This window comes from Mesorhizobium sp. P3_A8 (assembly GCF_056402995.1).
This window is the reverse complement of record NZ_JBFUGI010000008.1, coordinates 53,119-68,330: the sequence shown is the minus strand read 5'-3', so window position 1 is coordinate 68,330 and position 15,212 is coordinate 53,119. Positions and strand designations below refer to the sequence as shown.

At 63.5% G+C, this 15,212-nt stretch carries 17 protein-coding genes; 6 read left to right on the top strand and 11 right to left on the bottom strand.

The genetic code is table 11. The features are described from left to right. Positions 1-873 (bottom strand): helix-turn-helix transcriptional regulator, encoded by an 873-nt coding sequence (locus tag AC1DX4_RS19675; RefSeq protein ID WP_477221871.1) that lies wholly within the window; start codon positions 871-873, stop codon positions 1-3. A 104-nt stretch (positions 874-977) separates the two neighbouring features. Here AC1DX4_RS19675 and AC1DX4_RS19670 point away from each other — a divergent pair, with 104 nt between their 5' ends. After that, a complete protein-coding gene (locus AC1DX4_RS19670; protein ID WP_477221870.1) occupies positions 978-1,817 on the top strand; it encodes an SDR family oxidoreductase in 840 nt (279 codons plus the stop codon). Next, positions 1,814-2,536: an SDR family oxidoreductase gene (locus tag AC1DX4_RS19665; RefSeq protein WP_477221869.1), complete on the top strand. Its 723-nt coding sequence runs from the start codon at positions 1,814-1,816 to the stop codon at positions 2,534-2,536. The genes AC1DX4_RS19670 and AC1DX4_RS19665 overlap by 4 nt, the downstream gene beginning before the upstream one ends. Positions 2,537-2,545: 9 nt before the next feature. On the opposite strand, the gene AC1DX4_RS19660 is transcribed toward AC1DX4_RS19665, so the two are convergent. From AC1DX4_RS19660 to AC1DX4_RS19630, 7 genes are all read right to left on the bottom strand, one after another. Continuing rightward, positions 2,546-2,923, bottom strand: coding sequence for a DoxX family protein (locus AC1DX4_RS19660; protein WP_477221868.1), 378 nt, complete (start codon positions 2,921-2,923; stop codon positions 2,546-2,548). A gap of 65 nt (positions 2,924-2,988) precedes the next feature. Further along, complete coding sequence (locus AC1DX4_RS19655; RefSeq protein ID WP_477221867.1) at positions 2,989-3,447, bottom strand: carboxymuconolactone decarboxylase family protein; 459 nt, start codon at positions 3,445-3,447, stop codon at positions 2,989-2,991. Positions 3,448-3,458: 11 nt separating this feature from the next. Further along, positions 3,459-3,989 (bottom strand): RrF2 family transcriptional regulator, encoded by a 531-nt coding sequence (locus AC1DX4_RS19650; RefSeq protein WP_477221866.1) that lies wholly within the window; start codon positions 3,987-3,989, stop codon positions 3,459-3,461. A gap of 338 nt (positions 3,990-4,327) precedes the next feature. Then, positions 4,328-5,641, bottom strand: coding sequence for an NAD-dependent dihydropyrimidine dehydrogenase subunit PreA (gene preA / locus AC1DX4_RS19645; protein WP_477221865.1), 1,314 nt, complete (start codon positions 5,639-5,641; stop codon positions 4,328-4,330). A 58-nt stretch (positions 5,642-5,699) separates the two neighbouring features. Then, positions 5,700-6,053, bottom strand: a complete 354-nt coding sequence (locus AC1DX4_RS19640) for a hypothetical protein (protein ID WP_477221864.1) — start codon at positions 6,051-6,053, stop codon at positions 5,700-5,702. Continuing rightward, the gene (locus AC1DX4_RS19635) at positions 6,050-7,399 is read right to left on the bottom strand and encodes an NAD(P)-dependent oxidoreductase (protein WP_477221863.1); all 1,350 of its coding nucleotides are present in this window, start codon (positions 7,397-7,399) and stop codon (positions 6,050-6,052) included. Before AC1DX4_RS19635 ends, AC1DX4_RS19640 begins: the two co-directional genes overlap by 4 nt. Positions 7,400-7,520: 121 nt before the next feature. Further along, positions 7,521-8,258: a gamma-glutamylcyclotransferase gene (locus AC1DX4_RS19630; protein WP_477221862.1), complete on the bottom strand. Its 738-nt coding sequence runs from the start codon at positions 8,256-8,258 to the stop codon at positions 7,521-7,523. 166 nt (positions 8,259-8,424) lie between these two features. Between AC1DX4_RS19630 and AC1DX4_RS19625 the strand changes: the two genes are divergently transcribed. After that, positions 8,425-9,201, top strand: a complete 777-nt coding sequence (locus tag AC1DX4_RS19625; protein ID WP_477221861.1) for a VOC family protein — start codon at positions 8,425-8,427, stop codon at positions 9,199-9,201. Positions 9,202-9,272: 71 nt separating this feature from the next. Here AC1DX4_RS19625 and AC1DX4_RS19620 read toward each other — a convergent pair whose 3' ends face one another. Next, positions 9,273-9,761 (bottom strand): hypothetical protein, encoded by a 489-nt coding sequence (locus AC1DX4_RS19620; protein ID WP_477221860.1) that lies wholly within the window; start codon positions 9,759-9,761, stop codon positions 9,273-9,275. Positions 9,762-9,962: 201 nt separating this feature from the next. Here AC1DX4_RS19620 and AC1DX4_RS19615 point away from each other — a divergent pair, with 201 nt between their 5' ends. After that, entirely contained in the window at positions 9,963-10,352 is a 390-nt protein-coding gene (locus tag AC1DX4_RS19615; protein WP_477221859.1) for a DoxX family protein, read from the top strand. A 22-nt stretch (positions 10,353-10,374) separates the two neighbouring features. Here AC1DX4_RS19615 and AC1DX4_RS19610 read toward each other — a convergent pair whose 3' ends face one another. Next, positions 10,375-12,801, bottom strand: coding sequence for a GcvT family protein (locus AC1DX4_RS19610; protein ID WP_477221858.1), 2,427 nt, complete (start codon positions 12,799-12,801; stop codon positions 10,375-10,377). A 57-nt stretch (positions 12,802-12,858) separates the two neighbouring features. Then, positions 12,859-14,397: a trimethylamine methyltransferase family protein gene (locus tag AC1DX4_RS19605; RefSeq protein WP_477221857.1), complete on the bottom strand. Its 1,539-nt coding sequence runs from the start codon at positions 14,395-14,397 to the stop codon at positions 12,859-12,861. On the opposite strand from AC1DX4_RS19605, the gene AC1DX4_RS19600 reads away from it, so the two are divergent. Beyond that, positions 14,396-14,593, top strand: a complete 198-nt coding sequence (locus tag AC1DX4_RS19600; RefSeq protein ID WP_477221856.1) for a hypothetical protein — start codon at positions 14,396-14,398, stop codon at positions 14,591-14,593. The genes AC1DX4_RS19605 and AC1DX4_RS19600 overlap by 2 nt on opposite strands. A 21-nt stretch (positions 14,594-14,614) precedes the next feature. Further along, complete coding sequence (locus tag AC1DX4_RS19595; RefSeq protein WP_477221855.1) at positions 14,615-15,205, top strand: transglycosylase SLT domain-containing protein; 591 nt, start codon at positions 14,615-14,617, stop codon at positions 15,203-15,205. Positions 15,206-15,212 lie beyond the last annotated feature (7 nt).

Sequence of the window (15,212 nt, the reverse complement as noted above, 5' to 3'; positions counted from 1 at the left end):
TCAGGCGCTGCGCCGCTCGGCCGGCAGCGCGTCCAGCAAAGTCTGCAGCTTGGCGATAGAGTTCTGCTCGGCGAGCGGCGTGTAGACGACAAGCCTCATGTCGGAACCATCGTCGATCGACAAGCTCATATGCTCGAAGGCCATCGGGCCGGCGGTGGGATGCCGGACATGCTTCATGCCGGTAAGCCTTCGCGCCACGTCTCGCCGGGGCCACCAGTCGCGGAACTCGGGGCTTGAGCGCATCATCAGCGCGATCAGCCGGTCGAAATCGGGATCACCGACATACTTGGCGCTCTCGGCGCGAAACGACGCGAGAACCACGCGGGCGAGTTCTTCCCAGTCGACCAGCAGGCGGCGGTGGTGCGGGTTGGTGAACACCATATGGACGATGTTACAGGCATCCCCCTCAAGCAGGCCGTAGTCGCCAAACACCGCGACAGCGGCCGGGTTCCAGGCAAGCACGTCCCAGCGCCGGCCGACGACATAGGCCGGCTGCAGGACGAGGCTTTGCAGCATGTGCAGCAAGGGGCCGTCGACCTTTTCCGGCGCAACCACACGGCGCTCAGGCTGCTGGCGCCCGGCAAGGATGAACAGATGCCGCTTCTCGACGGCGTCGAGGCGCAATGCCTCTGCAAGCGCCGTCAGCACTTCCACGGAGGGCCTGACCTCCCGCCCCTGCTCCAGCCAGGTGTACCAGGTGGTGCCGACGCCGGCGATCATCGCCACCTCTTCACGACGCAGGCCCGGCGTGCGCCGCCTGAGACCGGTCGTGATGCCGGTTGCCGAGGGCGTCAGCCTTTCGCGGCGCGAACGCAGGAAAGCGCCGAGTTCGCGCCGGCGGCTGTCTTCAGCGGAATGTGAGGGAGCATCCATGGTGCCTATTATAGCAGTACTGATACCAGGATAAAGTTTGAACTGTTTGARATCCGTCAGGCGTCCCATCTTGCGTCCAGAGCAGCAGACAGGAGGCTCCAGGAATGGACTTGAAAGACAAGACAATCCTCATCACCGGCTCGACCGACGGCGTCGGCCGCGTCGTCGCGCAAAGGCTGGGCGCCGACGGCGCCCGCGTGCTGGTGCACGGTCGCGATGCCGCGCGCGGCAAGGCGGCAATGGCCGAGATCGAAGCCGCCGGCGGCAAGGCCGAGTTCTTGGCCGCCGACCTCGCCTCGCTGGCCGAAATTCGCCGCCTCGCTGAGGCCGTCCGCGCCCGAACGGACCGGCTCGACATCCTCATCAACAATGCCGGCGTCGGTACGGCAGGCACCAAACGAAAGGTCAGTGCCGACGGTTATGAACTGCGCTTCGCGGTCAACTATCTCGCCGGTTTCCTGCTGACCTCGGAACTTCTGCCACTGCTGAAGGCCAGCGCTCCGGCGCGCATCGTCAATGTCGCCTCGGCAGGCCAGCAGGCGATCGACTTCGGCGATGTCATGCTGACCCATGGCTATAGCGGCGTGCGCGCCTACTGCCAGAGCAAGCTGGCGCAGATCCTGTTCACCGTCGATCTGGCGGAACAGTTGAAGGGCACCGGTGTCACCGTCAACGCGCTGCATCCAGCAAGCTACATGGACACCACCATGGTCCGGCAGGCAGGCGTGACGCCTTGGAGTTCGGTCGAAACCGGCGCCGACGCCATCGTCAACCTCGCCACCTCACCCGCGCTCGAAGGACGCGCCGGCCTCTATTTCGATGGCCTGCGTGAATCCCGCGCCGACGCCCAGGCCTACGACGCCAAGGCAAGACAACAATTGCGAAGCCTGAGCCTCGACCTTGTCGGCTTGGCTTCCCCAGAACAGAAGGAACAGCATTCATGACCGACAGAACCGAACACACAGTCATCATCGGCGGCTCCTCCGGCATCGGCCTGGCGACCGCGCGCAAGCTGATTGGGCCCGGCATGAAGGTGACGATCACCGGCCGCAACCAGGACAAGCTCAACAACGCCTGGAAAAGCCTCGGCGGCGCCGCCGACAAGGCCGCCTTCGATGCGTCGAAGCCGGATGAGGTCCGTCAATTCTTCGAACGTCTCGGCCCGTTCGACCACCTCGTTCTGGCGGCGAGCGGCGGCAAGGGCCTTGGTCCCTTCGCGACCCTCGACCTTGCCGACATCGGCAGCGGCGTCGAGGAGAAGGTGCGGCCGCAACTGTCCTGCCTGCAGGCCGCCTTGCCGACGCTGAACAGATCGGGGTCGGTGACCTTCATATCGGCGGTATCGGCTCAGGCCACCATGCCCGGCGTCGCCGGCATCGGTGCCGTCAACGGCATGCTGCTGACCGTGACGCCGATCCTGGCTGTCGAGCTGAAGCCCTTGCGCGTCAACGTCGTGGCGCCCGGCGTCATCGACACGCCGTGGTGGGACTTTTTACCGGACGAACAGCGGCAGGCGGTCTTTGCCGAATATGCCGGCAAGACGCCTGTGGGCAGGATCGGCCGCGCCGAGGACGTCGCCTCGGCGATAGCCTTCCTCGTCTCCAACGGCTTCATGACCGGCCAGGTGCTGACCTGCGATGGCGGGTTGCGATTTGCGGCGTGATTTCGGCCTTCAAAGCGACTGCGCGATCAGCGTCAGGAAACCGCCGCTCAGCGCGACATTGCCGACGAAGCCGTTGATGCGCGCCGCGCGGTCCGGGCCCTGATGGTCCCAGAAATTGTGGAACATCGGCGTGGCGACGATCAGGAACAACACCAGCACCGCACAAGCGATCGCGGTCCACAAGCCTGCCATCACCAGCACGCCGGCGATGACCTGCAGGACGATGCCGGCCCAAAGCGCCAGTCGGGCCTGTGGCACGCCGCGCGCGGCCATCAATCCGGTAAGGAAAGCCGCGTTCTGGATGTTGCGCAGGCCAGCGAAGATAAACGCGCCGCCGAGCAACAGGCGGCCGAGAAACAACAAGGTCGAAGGCAAATCGGTAGGCATCAATCTCTCCCTTTGAAAGCAGTTGGAGCGCCGCCTCCCGACGGCGCTCCCATGGCGATATAAAATCAGGCAGCCTTGGCAGCCGGCATCGGATGAATGGCGTGGAACGGGATGCAAAGCCGGTTCCAGGTGTTGATCATGCCGAGCGCGACTGAGAGCTTGACCAGTTCCTCTTCCGAGAAATGCTCGAGCGTGCGGGCATAGAGCTCGTCCGACACGCCATTGTTGGCGATTAGGGTCACGGCTTCGGTCCAGGCCAAGGCGGCGCGCTCGCGCGGGGAAAACAGCGGCGATTCCTTCCAGGCCGCGACGAGATAGAGCCGCTGCTCGGTCTCGCCATCGCGCCGCGCCTCGCGGCTATGCATCTCGACGCAATAGGAACAGCCATTGATCTGCGAGGCCCTGAGCTTGATCAGGTGCAGCAGGCTGACCTCGAGCCCGCATTCGTCGACCGCCTTGTTGAGCGCCGACACTGCCTTCATGATCTCGGGCGCCTTGGCGTAAAATTGCAGTCTCGGCTTCATCATCTTTCCTTTCACATCTGCTTTGGGTTTTGCGGGGTTGAACTGGGTTTCTGCGGCCGCTGGTGGCGCGCCACGAAGGCGCAGCTCGCGGCAAAGGATCTCGGATCGCCCTCCGCCGCGTAATCCGCCACAATGTCGGACAGCTTTGTTTCGGCGAGCGCCGCCCGATAGGCGCGCTCAGCTTTCAGCATCGCAGCATTGATGCCGCAGGGTTTGACATAGGCCGAGGCATCGATCTTGACCGGACCGTTGCGGCGGATTTCGCCGCAGCGAAACGCCGGTTCGCGCCCTTCGACGGCCAGCACGATGTCGAGCAGGGTGATGCGTTCGGCCGGCCGCGCCAGCCTGTAGCCGCCCGCCGGACCCGATACCGATTCCAGGATGCGCGCCGCCGTCAGCATATTGAGATGCTTCAGCAGATAGCTCGGCGACAGGCCGAAGGCCTCTGCCAGGGCAGCGCCGGGCATGGTGCTGTTGCCCTCGACGCTCGCCAGCGTGGCCGCGCAATGGATGGCCGCTTCAACGCCCTCGCCCAGCTTCATGGTGCCGATCTCCAGTTCATGGATATCTTTTATCCTGGATAATTTTTATCTGCAATAGAAAACTAGAACTATCCCAATATTCGCGATGGCTCACAGAACTTGGGTACCTCGCACCCCGCGAAGCGGGGGAGAGGTGGCCCGGCGAAGCCGGGACGGAGAGGGGGACGACCTCCACAAAGTCAGAACCGGCGAAGAATGAGGCGCGAACAAGATAGACAGGCGATCAGGAGCCTGGGGTAAGTTCCCAGTCGTCCCGAAGTCCCCTCTCCGTCCCGGCTTCGCCGGGCCACCTCTCCCCACTTCGTGGGGCGAGGAACCCAAATTCTGCGAAGGCAGCCCTACTCCGCAGCCACCTTGGCCATCGGGTTGTTCGGGTGCGTCGTCCAGTTGGCGTAGATCGGCGACACCGGCTTGCCGGTACGCTGGTCCATCACGCCGACCGCCAGCGGCTCCATGGTGATGCAGTTCTCGACCGGGCAGACATTGACGCACAGATTGCAGCCGACGCATTCGGCCTCGATCACCTCGAAATGCCTGACGCCGTCGACCATGCTGGTGATCGCCTGGTGGGAAGTGTCCTCGCAAGCGATATGGCAGCGGCCGCATTTGATGCAGGCGTCCTGGTCGATACGCGCCTTGGCGATGTAATTGAGGTTGAGATACTGCCAGTCGGTGACGTTGGGCGTGGCGCGGCCGACGATGTCGTCGAGCGAGGCATGGCCCTTCTCGTCCATCCAGTTTTCAAGGCCGGCGATCATCTCCTGCACGATCTTGAAGCCGTATGTCATCGCCGCTGTGCACACCTGCACATTGCCGGCGCCAAGCGCCATGAATTCGGCCGCGTCGCGCCAGGTGGTGATGCCGCCAATGCCGGAGATCGGCAGGCCGTGGGTTTCAGGATCGCGCGCGATCTCGGCGACCATGTTCATGGCGATCGGCTTCACCGCCGGGCCGCAATAGCCGCCATGCGAGCCCTTGCCATCGATTGTCGGCTGCGGCGCGAAACTGTCGAGGTCGACACCGGTGATCGAGTTGATGGTGTTGATCAGCGACACCGCGTCGGTGCCGCCGGCGTGTGCCGCGCGCGCCGGCTTGCGCACATCGGTGATGTTTGGCGTCAGCTTGGTGATCACAGGCATGCGGGTGTTGGCCTTGCACCAGCGCACCACCATTTCGATATATTCCGGCACTTGGCCGACGGCGGCGCCCATGCCGCGTTCCGACATGCCGTGCGGGCAGCCGAAATTGAGCTCGATGCCGTCGGCTTCCGTCTCCTCGACCACCGGCAGGATCGCTTTCCAGCTCTCCTCGACGCAGGGCACCATCAGCGAGACGACGATGGCTCGGTCGGGCCAGTCCTTCTTGACCTGCTTGATCTCGCGCAGATTGACCTGCAGGTCGCGGTCGGTGATCAGCTCGATATTGTTGAGGCCAAGCAGGCGGCGGTCCGCGCCCCAGATCGCGCCATAGCGCGGGCCGTTGACATTGACCACCGGCGGCCCTTCCTCGCCCAGCGTCTTCCACACCACGCCGCCCCACCCTGCCTTGAAGGCGCGGATGACGTTGTAGGCCTTGTCGGTCGGCGGCGCCGAGGCCAGCCAGAACGGGTTGGGCGATTTGATGCCGACGAAATTGTTGCGGATGTCTGCCATGGGTCTTTCTCCTCTGGCCGTGGCGGGCTTGCCGCCACCTTTGCCTATCGTAGCCGGATCATTCCTCGCATCGAAGAAAAACCGACGGCGGTTCGCCTTCGACCGTTACCGTGATCTTGTCCGGATCGCCCTTGCGCGCCTCCAGCCTGACCATTCTTTCGTCCATGCGCACGGTCTCGTCTCCGTTGAGATAGACGTTCGCGCATGAAACCGTCGTTTGTACCAGGTCGCCAGTCGGCGGCCCGGACGTCCATTGGCAGATCGTGTGCTCGTTGAAGCCGACCCCGGACGCTTCGACGAACATCCGCTCTTCACCCTGCCGGTCGCACCATTGCGTGTAGAGCCAATAGTCCGGCGAAGCCGCCGGCATTGCCGCGGTGCCGATGACGGCAGTGAGGATCGGCGCCATCATCGCAGTGCCCGGTTGATGCTCTCCGCCGCATCGCGGCCTTGCGCCACGGCCGAGACGGTCAGGTCGTCGCCACCGAAGATGCAGTCGCCGCCGGCCCAGACCTTGACCAGCGATGTCTGCCCTTCCGCATCGACCTTGATGCGGCCGGCTTCGAGCTCGATCGAGGCACCGCTGCCGTTGAGGGCGGCAGGGACAAAATTCTGGCCGATCGCAGCGAATACCTGGTCGGCAACGAGCGTCAGCGTCTCGCCGGTGCCGGCGAGCTTGTCGCCATTGAGCGCGGTGTATTCGAGTTCGATGCCCGACACCTTCCCACCTTCCGCGATCACCCGCTTCGGCTGCAGCCAGTGGCGGATGGTGACGCCGTTGGCGGCGGCCAGATCCTGTTCGAAGCCGGAAGCGTTCATGTGCTCCTGGCCGCGCCGGTAGCAGATCGTCACCTCCTCGGCGCCAAGCAGCTTCGACTGCACCGCGGCGTCGATCGCCGTCATGCCGCCGCCGATGACGACAACGCGGCGGCCGACCGGCAGGCCGGAGAGATCGCTGGCCTGGCGCAGTTCGGCAATGAACTCAACCGCATTGGTGACGCCGGCTGCATCCTCGCCATCGGCGCGCAGCGCGTTGACGCCGCCAAGCCCCATGCCGAGGAACACCGCATCGTAATTGCGGATCAGGTCTGAGAGCTGGTAGTCGCGGCCGAGCGCCTTGCCGTTCTGGATGTCGATGCCGCCGATCGCCGTGACATAGTCGACCTCGGCCTGGGCGAAATTGTCGACGCTTTTGTAGGCGGCGATGCCGTATTCGTTGAGGCCGCCGGCCTTCGGCCGCGCCTCGAGGATGGTGACGTCATGACCATGGCGGGCGAGCCGGTGCGCGGCGGCAAGGCCGGCCGGGCCGGCGCCGACCACGGCAACCGACTTGCCGGTCGCTTCCGGGCGCGGATAAAACTGCTTGTTCTCGGCCATCGCGACATCCGTGGCGTAGCGCTGCAGGCGGCCGATCTGCACCGGCTTGCCCTCGGCGATCTCGCGCACGCAGACTTCTTCGCACAGCGTCTCCGTCGGGCAGACGCGAGCGCACATGCCGCCCAGTATGTTCTGGTCGAAGATGGTCTTGGCCGACCCGATCGGATTGCCAGTCGAGATCTGGCGGATGAACAGCGGAATGTCGATCGAAGTTGGGCACGCGTTCATGCAGGGCGCGTCGTAGCAGAAATAGCAGCGGTCGGATTCGACCAGCGCCTCGTGATGATCGAGCGGCGGATGCAGGTCGGAGAAATTGTCCGCATACTGGTCGGCAGCAAGCCGGCCGCCGACGATACCTTCCTTGAACTGGCCTTCTGGCATTGTCAGTTCCCCATGTTTTCGTTTTGGGGAAGGCTAGCACGTTTTATTTTTTTATCAATTGGTCAATTTTCGGCGCAAGTCGCTGAAAAGACTGAATAAAAACATGATTTTTTTACTCATGTTATGACGCAGGCGATGGTTCTGGCAGCACCGACGAATGGCCTGGATCGACGGGCCGGCGATGGATGGCCCGGACCTCGTCCGCCACCAGTTCCTGCAACCGCCACAGATTGCGGTCATGGATGCCGAATGCTTCGAGGTGACTGACCGTGTTGTAGAGATATTCCGCGCCGGAGCCGATATGGCCGCAGGCCCTGGCCAATATGCTTGCCACCTTGTCCAGCGGCTGGCTCAGCGACGTTCCCCGGCCCTTGACGCCAACCCAGAAACCGAGCACCCGCAGCGCGCCTTGCGCCGTATGCACCGGCAGCCACCGGACCGAGCTGATGCTTTCATGGTCGCTGATCTCGCGCCGCAGCAGCCTTTCGATCTGGGCCGGTTTTTCGCCCTCCGGCAAGCGGTAGATCACTCCGTTGCAGCGTCCGCCGCGTTCGAGCGCCATCATCAGCCCCGGCTGCGTGGCACTGCCGCGCCAGCGCACCATGTCGAGGCAGAAGGAGCGGTGCCAGCCGAAGGCCGTGGCGAGCCGCTGCTCAACCGAATCGAATTCCGGCTTCCAGATCAGCGACCCGTAGGCGAACACCCAGAGCGGCCCCTCGTCTGCCTCTCCCGATAGCCGCATGGCAAGCGTCCGGAAGTCCTCGTCGTTCAGCTCCGTCCAGCTTGGGTCCGGGCCTGGATCGGCCTCTTCCCTGTGGCACAGTGCAACAAGCTCAGGCGTGAGCGACATCTTGCGCATGAACAACCCCCTTGCCGTACAGAAATCGAAAACCGCAGGGCATGCAACCGGGGAACGCATGTCATGGGCAGACATTATTGGTTGGGCGGTTGTCGGATTTCCGTCGCCAGGATCGTCCTGCGATGGATCGAACAACGATCGATGCTGAACGGTGAGGAGACCGACCATGCCGAAATCCCCGATGCCCTTCTTCTGGTACGAGCTGATGACATCAGACCTCGACACCGCCGAAGCCTTCTACACCAAGGTGGTCGGCTGGACGGCGCAGCCCTTCGACAAGGCGCCGGGCATGCCGCGCTACATCGTTGTAAATTCCGCCGAACGCGGCGTCGGCGGGCTGATGACGATGCCCGAGGACGCCGCCAAGATGGGTACGCCGCCGGCCTGGGTCGGCTATATCCACACGAAGGATGTCGATGCCGCCACGGCATCACTAACCAAGGCCGGCGGCGCCGTTCATCGCCAGCCCGACGACATTCCAGGCGTTGGCCGGTTTGCCGTCGTTGCCGATCCACAAGGCGCGACCTTCATGTTCCTGCAGCCCAACGGCCCCGACCAGCCTGTGGTGCCGGCCAGCACGCCTGGGCATATTGGCTGGCATGAGCTCTACACCAGCGATTGGAAGGCCGCGTTCGACTTCTATTCCGGCCAGTTCGGCTGGGCCAATGCCGGCGATTTCGACATGGGCCCGATGGGCATATACCAGACTTTTACGGCCGGCCCCGAATCCGGCGGCGGCATCATGAACAAGCCTGCGCAAATTCCCGTCCCGGTCTGGCAGTTCTATTTCAACGTCACAGGCATCGACGCGGCCGCCAAACGCGTCACCGACAATGGCGGCAAGATCCTGATGGGGCCGATGGAGGTTCCCGGCGGCAGCTGGATCGTGCAATGCCAGGACCCGCAAGGCGCGCATTTCGCGCTGATGGCGCCGGTGCGCTGACGAGAAGCAAAACGAGCCGGCCTTTCATCGCACCACCGATGAAAGGCCGTTTCCCCGCTTTCGCGCGCCAACTACTCCGGCGTCAGCACCGCGACCTTCAGCTCAGCCTTTTTCGCGCCGCTGATCTGGACGGTGGCCGGGCCGGCCGCGAGCTTGAAGCGCACGCTCTTGCGGATGCCGGGGCAGGTTTTCACCCCACTATAACCCGCCGACTTGATGGCCTTGCCGTCCTGAATGACATCGATCCAGGCCTCGCCGGATAGGCTTATCTGAATAGCCCCCTCGGTCGGCACCTCCACACTGGCGACGGCGCCGAACGTGCCCTCCGCCGGCGCGCGCTCGGGCGGCAGCGTAAAACCGGCTTTCTCCGCCGGGACCAGGGCCAGATCCGCGGCAGCACCCACCGCCAGCGCCGCTCCAGCCGGTGTTGCGGGCGCCGCGGCAAACAGCGCCTGTTCCCGCGTTACCGGCCATTTGAAGGCCTCGCAGCCGGCGTCCTCGGCCATGGCCAAGCTGGTGCCTGCAAGGAGTGCGAAGAGGCTGACAACGACTTTCTTCATGGCAAGGGAACCCCACATTTCAGGTGTTTTTACAAATACAACCATAGCGATACAAATGCAACCCAGACGAGAACAATATCAAAGGGCATACCAGGGAACGTTTCCAATCACCGATTGTTGATGACATGCCATGGGAAGTGAATGGTCCATGGCCGGGCGATAATCTATGGCCGGGCCGGGAGGGTGAAAATGGAGTTTCAGATGAAGCTTTTTGAAAGCCTCTCCAGATACCAGCCGCAAGCACTCGGCATCCTGCGCATCATGACCGCGCTGCAGTTCCTGGAACATGGCAGCCAGAAACTGTTCAATTTTCCGATAAGCGCCCAACCTCATGCTCTGAACAGCCTGTCGCTCACCACCGGCATCCTCGAATTCGCCGGTGGCATCCTACTGGCGCTGGGCCTGTTCACCCGTCCGGTGGCGTTCCTTCTGGCCGGCGAAATGGCGATCGCCTATTTCACGGCGCACATGCCGCGCGACTTCTTCCCGGCCAACAATGGCGGCGACGCAGCGATCTCCTTCTGCTTCATCTTCCTCTATCTGGTGTTTGCCGGCGCCGGCGCCTTTGCGCTGGACAACCGCAAGGCCTGATGTCCCATGCGGGGGTGAGCCCTCACCCCCGCATCCGTTCGAAATTCGCGTCGAACAGCGGCGCCGCCTGTATGCGCGCCGCGTGACGCTTGCCCAGCAACTCGATTTCGAAGCCGTCGCTCTCGTCGGCGATCTCCTTCGGCACATAACCGACGGCGATCGACTTTTTCGAATGATGCGCGTAGCCCCCCGACGTCACCCAGCCACGCACCGCGCCGCCGAACCAGATCGGCTCGTCGCCGATGACGTCGGCGTCGTCGGCCTCGACGATGAAGCTGCGCAGTCGTAACTTGCCGCCTTGCTTACGCTCGGCCAGTGCCGCCGCCTTGCCGATGAAATCCGCCTCCTTGCCATAGGCGACGAAGCGGTCGAGTCCGGCTTCCAGCGGCCCATAGATCGGCCGATATTCGCGTCCCCATGAGCCATAATTCTTCTCCAGCCTGAGCGCATTGAGCGCGCGCGAGCCGAACAGGCCGATGCCGAATTCTTCGCCCGCCGCCATCAGCGCGTTGAACGCCGCGCGCTGGTATTCCGGCGCCACCCAGATCTCGTAGCCGAGATCGCCGGTGTAGCTGACGCGGCCGACCAGGCACGGCGCCATGCCGATATCCATCTTCGCCACCGCCATGAACGGAAACGCCACATTGGAGACATCCGCGCGGCTGACCTTGGCCAGCACCTCCCGCGCCTTCGGGCCGGCAATCGCCAGGCCGGTGAGTTTGGCGCCCAACGCCTCGATGTGGACCGAGCCATCGCCAGGCAGATGCGCCTCGAACCAGCGCATGTGATACTGCTCGGCGATACCCGAGCCGGCGAGGAACCAGCCGTCAGGACCGAGATTGGCCAGCGTGAAATCGCCGATCAGCCTGCCGTCCTGCTTCAGCATCGGTGCCAGCGTCATGCGGCCAGGGTTCGGCAGTTTGCAGGCGAGCATCTTGTCGAGCCAGGCAGACGCCCCCTCGCCCGTCACCTTGTATTTGGCGAATGACGAGATTTCCGACAGGCCGACGCCATCGCGTACCGTTGCGACCTCCCTGGCGACATGAGCGAAGTCGCTTGAACGGCGCCAGGAGAACTCATCCTTGATGCCTTCCGGCGCATACCAGAGCGGCACTTCCAGCCCATAGGCGACGCCGAACTGCGCGCCCTTGGCCGACAACAGATCGTAGACCGGCGTTGTCTTGAGCGGCCGTCCGGCGGGCAACTCCTCGTTCGGGAAACGGATTGAAAAACGCCTGGAATAGTTCTCACGCACCTTGGCGTTGGTGTAGGCCATCGTCGCCCAGTCGCCATAGCGCGCCACGTCCATGGCCCAGATGTCGGCACCGGGATCGCCCTCGATCATCCAGTTGGACAGCGCCAGCCCGACGCCGCCGCCCTGCGAAAAACCGGCCATGACGCCACAGGCGACCCAAAAACCCGGCAGGCCGCGCACCGGCCCGACCAGTGGGTTGCCGTCCGGCGCGAAGGTGAAGGGCCCGTTGATGATTTGCTTGATACCTGTGTTCTGGAAGGCCGGGAAATGCCTGAACCCGACCTCAAGCGATGGCGCGATGCGGTCGATATCGGGCGCCAGCAATTCATGGCCGAAATTCCAAGGTGTCTGGTATTCGGACCATGGCTTGTTGGCTTTCTCATAGGTGCCCATCAGCATGCCGCCACGCTCCTGGCGCAGGTAGAGTTCACCGTCGAAATCGACGGCATGCATGATCTCTTCTCCGGTCTTGGCGTTCCAGGCGGCGACTTCCGGCATGTCTTCGGTGATCAGGTACATGTGCTCCATGGCCAGCACCGGCAGTTCCAGGCCAACCATGCGGCCGACCTCGCGCGCCCACAGGCCGCCGGCATTGACGACATGCTCGGCCACCACCTCGCCCTTGTTGGTAATGACGCGCCACAGCCCGTCGGGTCGCCGCACGATATCTTCGACCTTGGTGAAGCGTTCCACTTCGGCCCCAAGCTTCCGCGCGGCCTTGGCATAGGCGTGGGTGACGCCGGAGGGATCAAGATGGCCGTCCTCTTTGTTGCGGACAGCGCCGACGAATTGCTTGGGGTCGAGCAGCGGCATCAGTTCGGCCGCCTCCTTCGGCGAGATTTCCTCCAGCTCGATGCCGAGATAGCGGCCCTTGGCGACGACGCCGCGCAGCCAGTCCAGCCGCGCCTCGGTCGCCGCCAGCAGCACGCCGCCGGTCAGGTGCACGCCGGTCGCCTGGCCGGAAAGCTCCTCGATCTCCTTGTAGAGGTTGATGGTGTATTTCTGCAGCTTGGCGACGTTGGGGTCGCCATTGATCGTGTGCATGCCGCCGGCCGCGTGCCAGGTCGAGCCCGATGTCAGCTCATCACGCTCCAACAGCACCACGTCGGTCCAGCCATGGCGCGCGAGATGGAACAGCACGGAGCATCCGACGACGCCACCGCCAATGACCACGACCTTTGCATGCGATTTCATGGATTTTTCTCTGATATCAATGGATTGGATGGGGGAATGGATTCAAGACGGGAGGCGTCACGGTTCGCCCTGCCCGATCGCTTCCTTGCGCCTGGCGACATAGGCCTCGAGCGCTTCGCGCACGGCGACATCCATCGCCGGCTCGACATAGTCTTCCAGCGCCTTCTTCCACAGCCGCGTCGCGCGTGCCGTGGCGTCGAGGCTGCCGGCCTCCTGCCAGGCCTCATAATTCTGCCAGTTGGAGAGTATTGGCTGGTAGAAGGCGGTGGCGTAGCGCTCCAGCGTGTGCGGCTCGCCGAAGAAATGGCCGCCGGTGGGCACCGCGCCCAGCGCTTCGATGGCAAGCTCGGCCTCGTCGACCACGATCGGGCGCAGGAACTCCATCATGTGCTGGATCATCTCGACATCGATGATGAATTTTTCAAACGACGCCGTCAGCCCACCCTCCTGCCAGCCGGCGGCGTGGTAGACGAGATTGCCATGGCCGAGCACCGCGCCCCACAGCGCCATCAGCGTTTCATAGGCGCCTTGCGCATCGGCGGCGTTGGAGGCCGAACCGGGCGTGGTGCGGTAAGGCAGCCCATAGCGCCGAGCCAACTGCCCCGAAGCGACGTTGGCCTTGGTGTTCTCCGGCGTACCGAAGGCCGGCGCGCCCGACTTCATGTCGACATTGGAGGTGAAGGCGCCATACATCACCGGCGCTCCGGGACGCACCAGCTGCGTCAGCACGACGCCGAACAGCGCCTCGGCATTCTGCTGCGCCAAAGCACCCGCCAGCGTCACCGGGCTCATCGCCCCCATCAGCGTGAACGGCGTCACCGCCACCGACTGGCCGAACTCGGCCATGGTCATCAGGCCCTCGGCCATCATCTCGTCGAAGCGGCGCGGCGAGTTGACCGAGATGATGGTGGCGATACCGGGATCGTCGCGCAGCTGGTCCAGCGTCAATCCGCGCGCGATCGCCATCATCTCGATGCCGTCCAGCGCCCTGCCCCGGCCGATCGCCGAGACATGGAAGCTCTTGTCGGTCAGCGTCAGATTGGCGAAATAGGTGTCGAGATGGCGCGAGTTGGCCGGCAGCTCGACCGGCGCGCAGACCTGGTTGCCGAGCATGTGGACGCAGTTGAAATGCTGCGCCAGCCGAGTGAGATCCGCATAGTCGCGCAGATTGCCGGCGCGGCGGCCGCGCTCCATGTCGTGCACATTGGGTGGCCCGGCAACCAGCGTGAAATTGATGGTGTTGCCGCCGAGATGGATCGTGTTGGCCGAGTTGCGTGGTGTCAGCGTGTAGGTGGACTGTGTGGTCTTCAGCGCCGCGTCGACCATGCCGCGATCGATGCGCACGTTTGCTGTGGCGTGATCGACCCTGGCACCCGCCTTCTCGAACAGCGAGAGCGCCCGCGGGCTCATCACCTCGATGCCGAAATTTTCCAATATATGCATCGACGCCTGGTGGATCGCCTCGATCTGATCGGGCGCCAGCAACGCCATCGGTGGATAGGGATTGGTCACCCGCCTTTGCGGCAGTTGCGGGATCGGCACTGGCCCCCGGTTGCTGGTGCGCTCGGCGCCGCGCTTGCGTCTTGGTTCGTTCATGCCAGGCATCAAAGCCTTGGCAAACCGGGCAAGCTGTCAGAAATACGCCGTTTACAGGCGTGATTTTAGCCACGGCGGCATTTATGCAGTTTCATTTTATAAAAGGCGACAAGAAGAGTCGGAATATCAATACGGCATTTTGCCGAGCACTCGTGCCGACGAAGCGTTAACGGACGCAGCAAGATTCCTTTTATGATTTCGGCCTATTGCTCATCCCATGCGTAGGTCGAGTTTTAGTAAAATTGTAGCGGTTGGCGTTCTGCTGGCATTGTCGGCCTGCGCCACCGCGCCCAGCCACATCAACAATGTCTGTGCCGTCTTCGACCAGAATGACGGCTGGTTCGACAACTGGCAGTCGGCTGCCGAACGCACCTCGCAGAAATACGGCATCCCCGTGCCCGTGCTGATGGCGACGGTGCGCAAGGAATCCGGCTTCAAGAGCAACGCCCGGCCGCCGCGCACCAAGCTGCTCGGCTTCATTCCGTGGAAGCACGTCTCCACGGCCACCGGCTTCTCACAGGCGCTGGACGGCACCTGGTCGCAATATCAGCGCGAAACCGGCAATTGGGCGGCGCGGCGCACCAAGTTCGCCGATGCCGTCGATTTCGTCGGCTGGTATCATTCCAAGACGGCAGACACGTTCGGCGTCGCCCGCAACGACACTTACAATCTCTACCTCGCCTACTATCTCGGCTGGACCGCCTATGGCCGCGGCAATCGCGGCGATGCCGGCGTGCAGGGCTACGCGCGGGCGACCGACAAGATGGCCCGCGACTACGCCGTCCAGCTACAGCAATGCGAAAACTAGCACCCTT

Bases quoted from the DNA above. Each gene is read 5' to 3' on its own strand.
- AC1DX4_RS19675 (WP_477221871.1), bottom strand. From the start codon at position 873: ATGGATGCTCCCTCACATTCCGCTGAAGACAGCCGCCGGCGCGAACTC.
- AC1DX4_RS19630 (WP_477221862.1), bottom strand. From the start codon at position 8,258: ATGCGCAAGATGTCGCTCACGCCTGAGCTTGTTGCACTGTGCCACAGG.
- AC1DX4_RS19605 (WP_477221857.1), bottom strand. From the start codon at position 14,397: ATGAACGAACCAAGACGCAAGCGCGGCGCCGAGCGCACCAGCAACCGG.
- AC1DX4_RS19620 (WP_477221860.1), bottom strand. From the start codon at position 9,761: ATGAAGAAAGTCGTTGTCAGCCTCTTCGCACTCCTTGCAGGCACCAGC.
- AC1DX4_RS19615 (WP_477221859.1), top strand. From the start codon at position 9,963: ATGAAGCTTTTTGAAAGCCTCTCCAGATACCAGCCGCAAGCACTCGGC.
- AC1DX4_RS19655 (WP_477221867.1), bottom strand. From the start codon at position 3,447: ATGAAGCCGAGACTGCAATTTTACGCCAAGGCGCCCGAGATCATGAAG.
- AC1DX4_RS19670 (WP_477221870.1), top strand. From the start codon at position 978: ATGGACTTGAAAGACAAGACAATCCTCATCACCGGCTCGACCGACGGC.
- AC1DX4_RS19625 (WP_477221861.1), top strand. From the start codon at position 8,425: ATGCCGAAATCCCCGATGCCCTTCTTCTGGTACGAGCTGATGACATCA.
- AC1DX4_RS19650 (WP_477221866.1), bottom strand. From the start codon at position 3,989: ATGAAGCTGGGCGAGGGCGTTGAAGCGGCCATCCATTGCGCGGCCACG.
- AC1DX4_RS19640 (WP_477221864.1), bottom strand. From the start codon at position 6,053: ATGATGGCGCCGATCCTCACTGCCGTCATCGGCACCGCGGCAATGCCG.
- AC1DX4_RS19660 (WP_477221868.1), bottom strand. From the start codon at position 2,923: ATGCCTACCGATTTGCCTTCGACCTTGTTGTTTCTCGGCCGCCTGTTG.
- AC1DX4_RS19635 (WP_477221863.1), bottom strand. From the start codon at position 7,399: ATGCCAGAAGGCCAGTTCAAGGAAGGTATCGTCGGCGGCCGGCTTGCT.
- AC1DX4_RS19665 (WP_477221869.1), top strand. From the start codon at position 1,814: ATGACCGACAGAACCGAACACACAGTCATCATCGGCGGCTCCTCCGGC.
- preA (WP_477221865.1), bottom strand. From the start codon at position 5,641: ATGGCAGACATCCGCAACAATTTCGTCGGCATCAAATCGCCCAACCCG.
- AC1DX4_RS19600 (WP_477221856.1), top strand. From the start codon at position 14,396: ATGCCAGGCATCAAAGCCTTGGCAAACCGGGCAAGCTGTCAGAAATAC.
- AC1DX4_RS19595 (WP_477221855.1), top strand. From the start codon at position 14,615: ATGCGTAGGTCGAGTTTTAGTAAAATTGTAGCGGTTGGCGTTCTGCTG.
- AC1DX4_RS19610 (WP_477221858.1), bottom strand. From the start codon at position 12,801: ATGAAATCGCATGCAAAGGTCGTGGTCATTGGCGGTGGCGTCGTCGGA.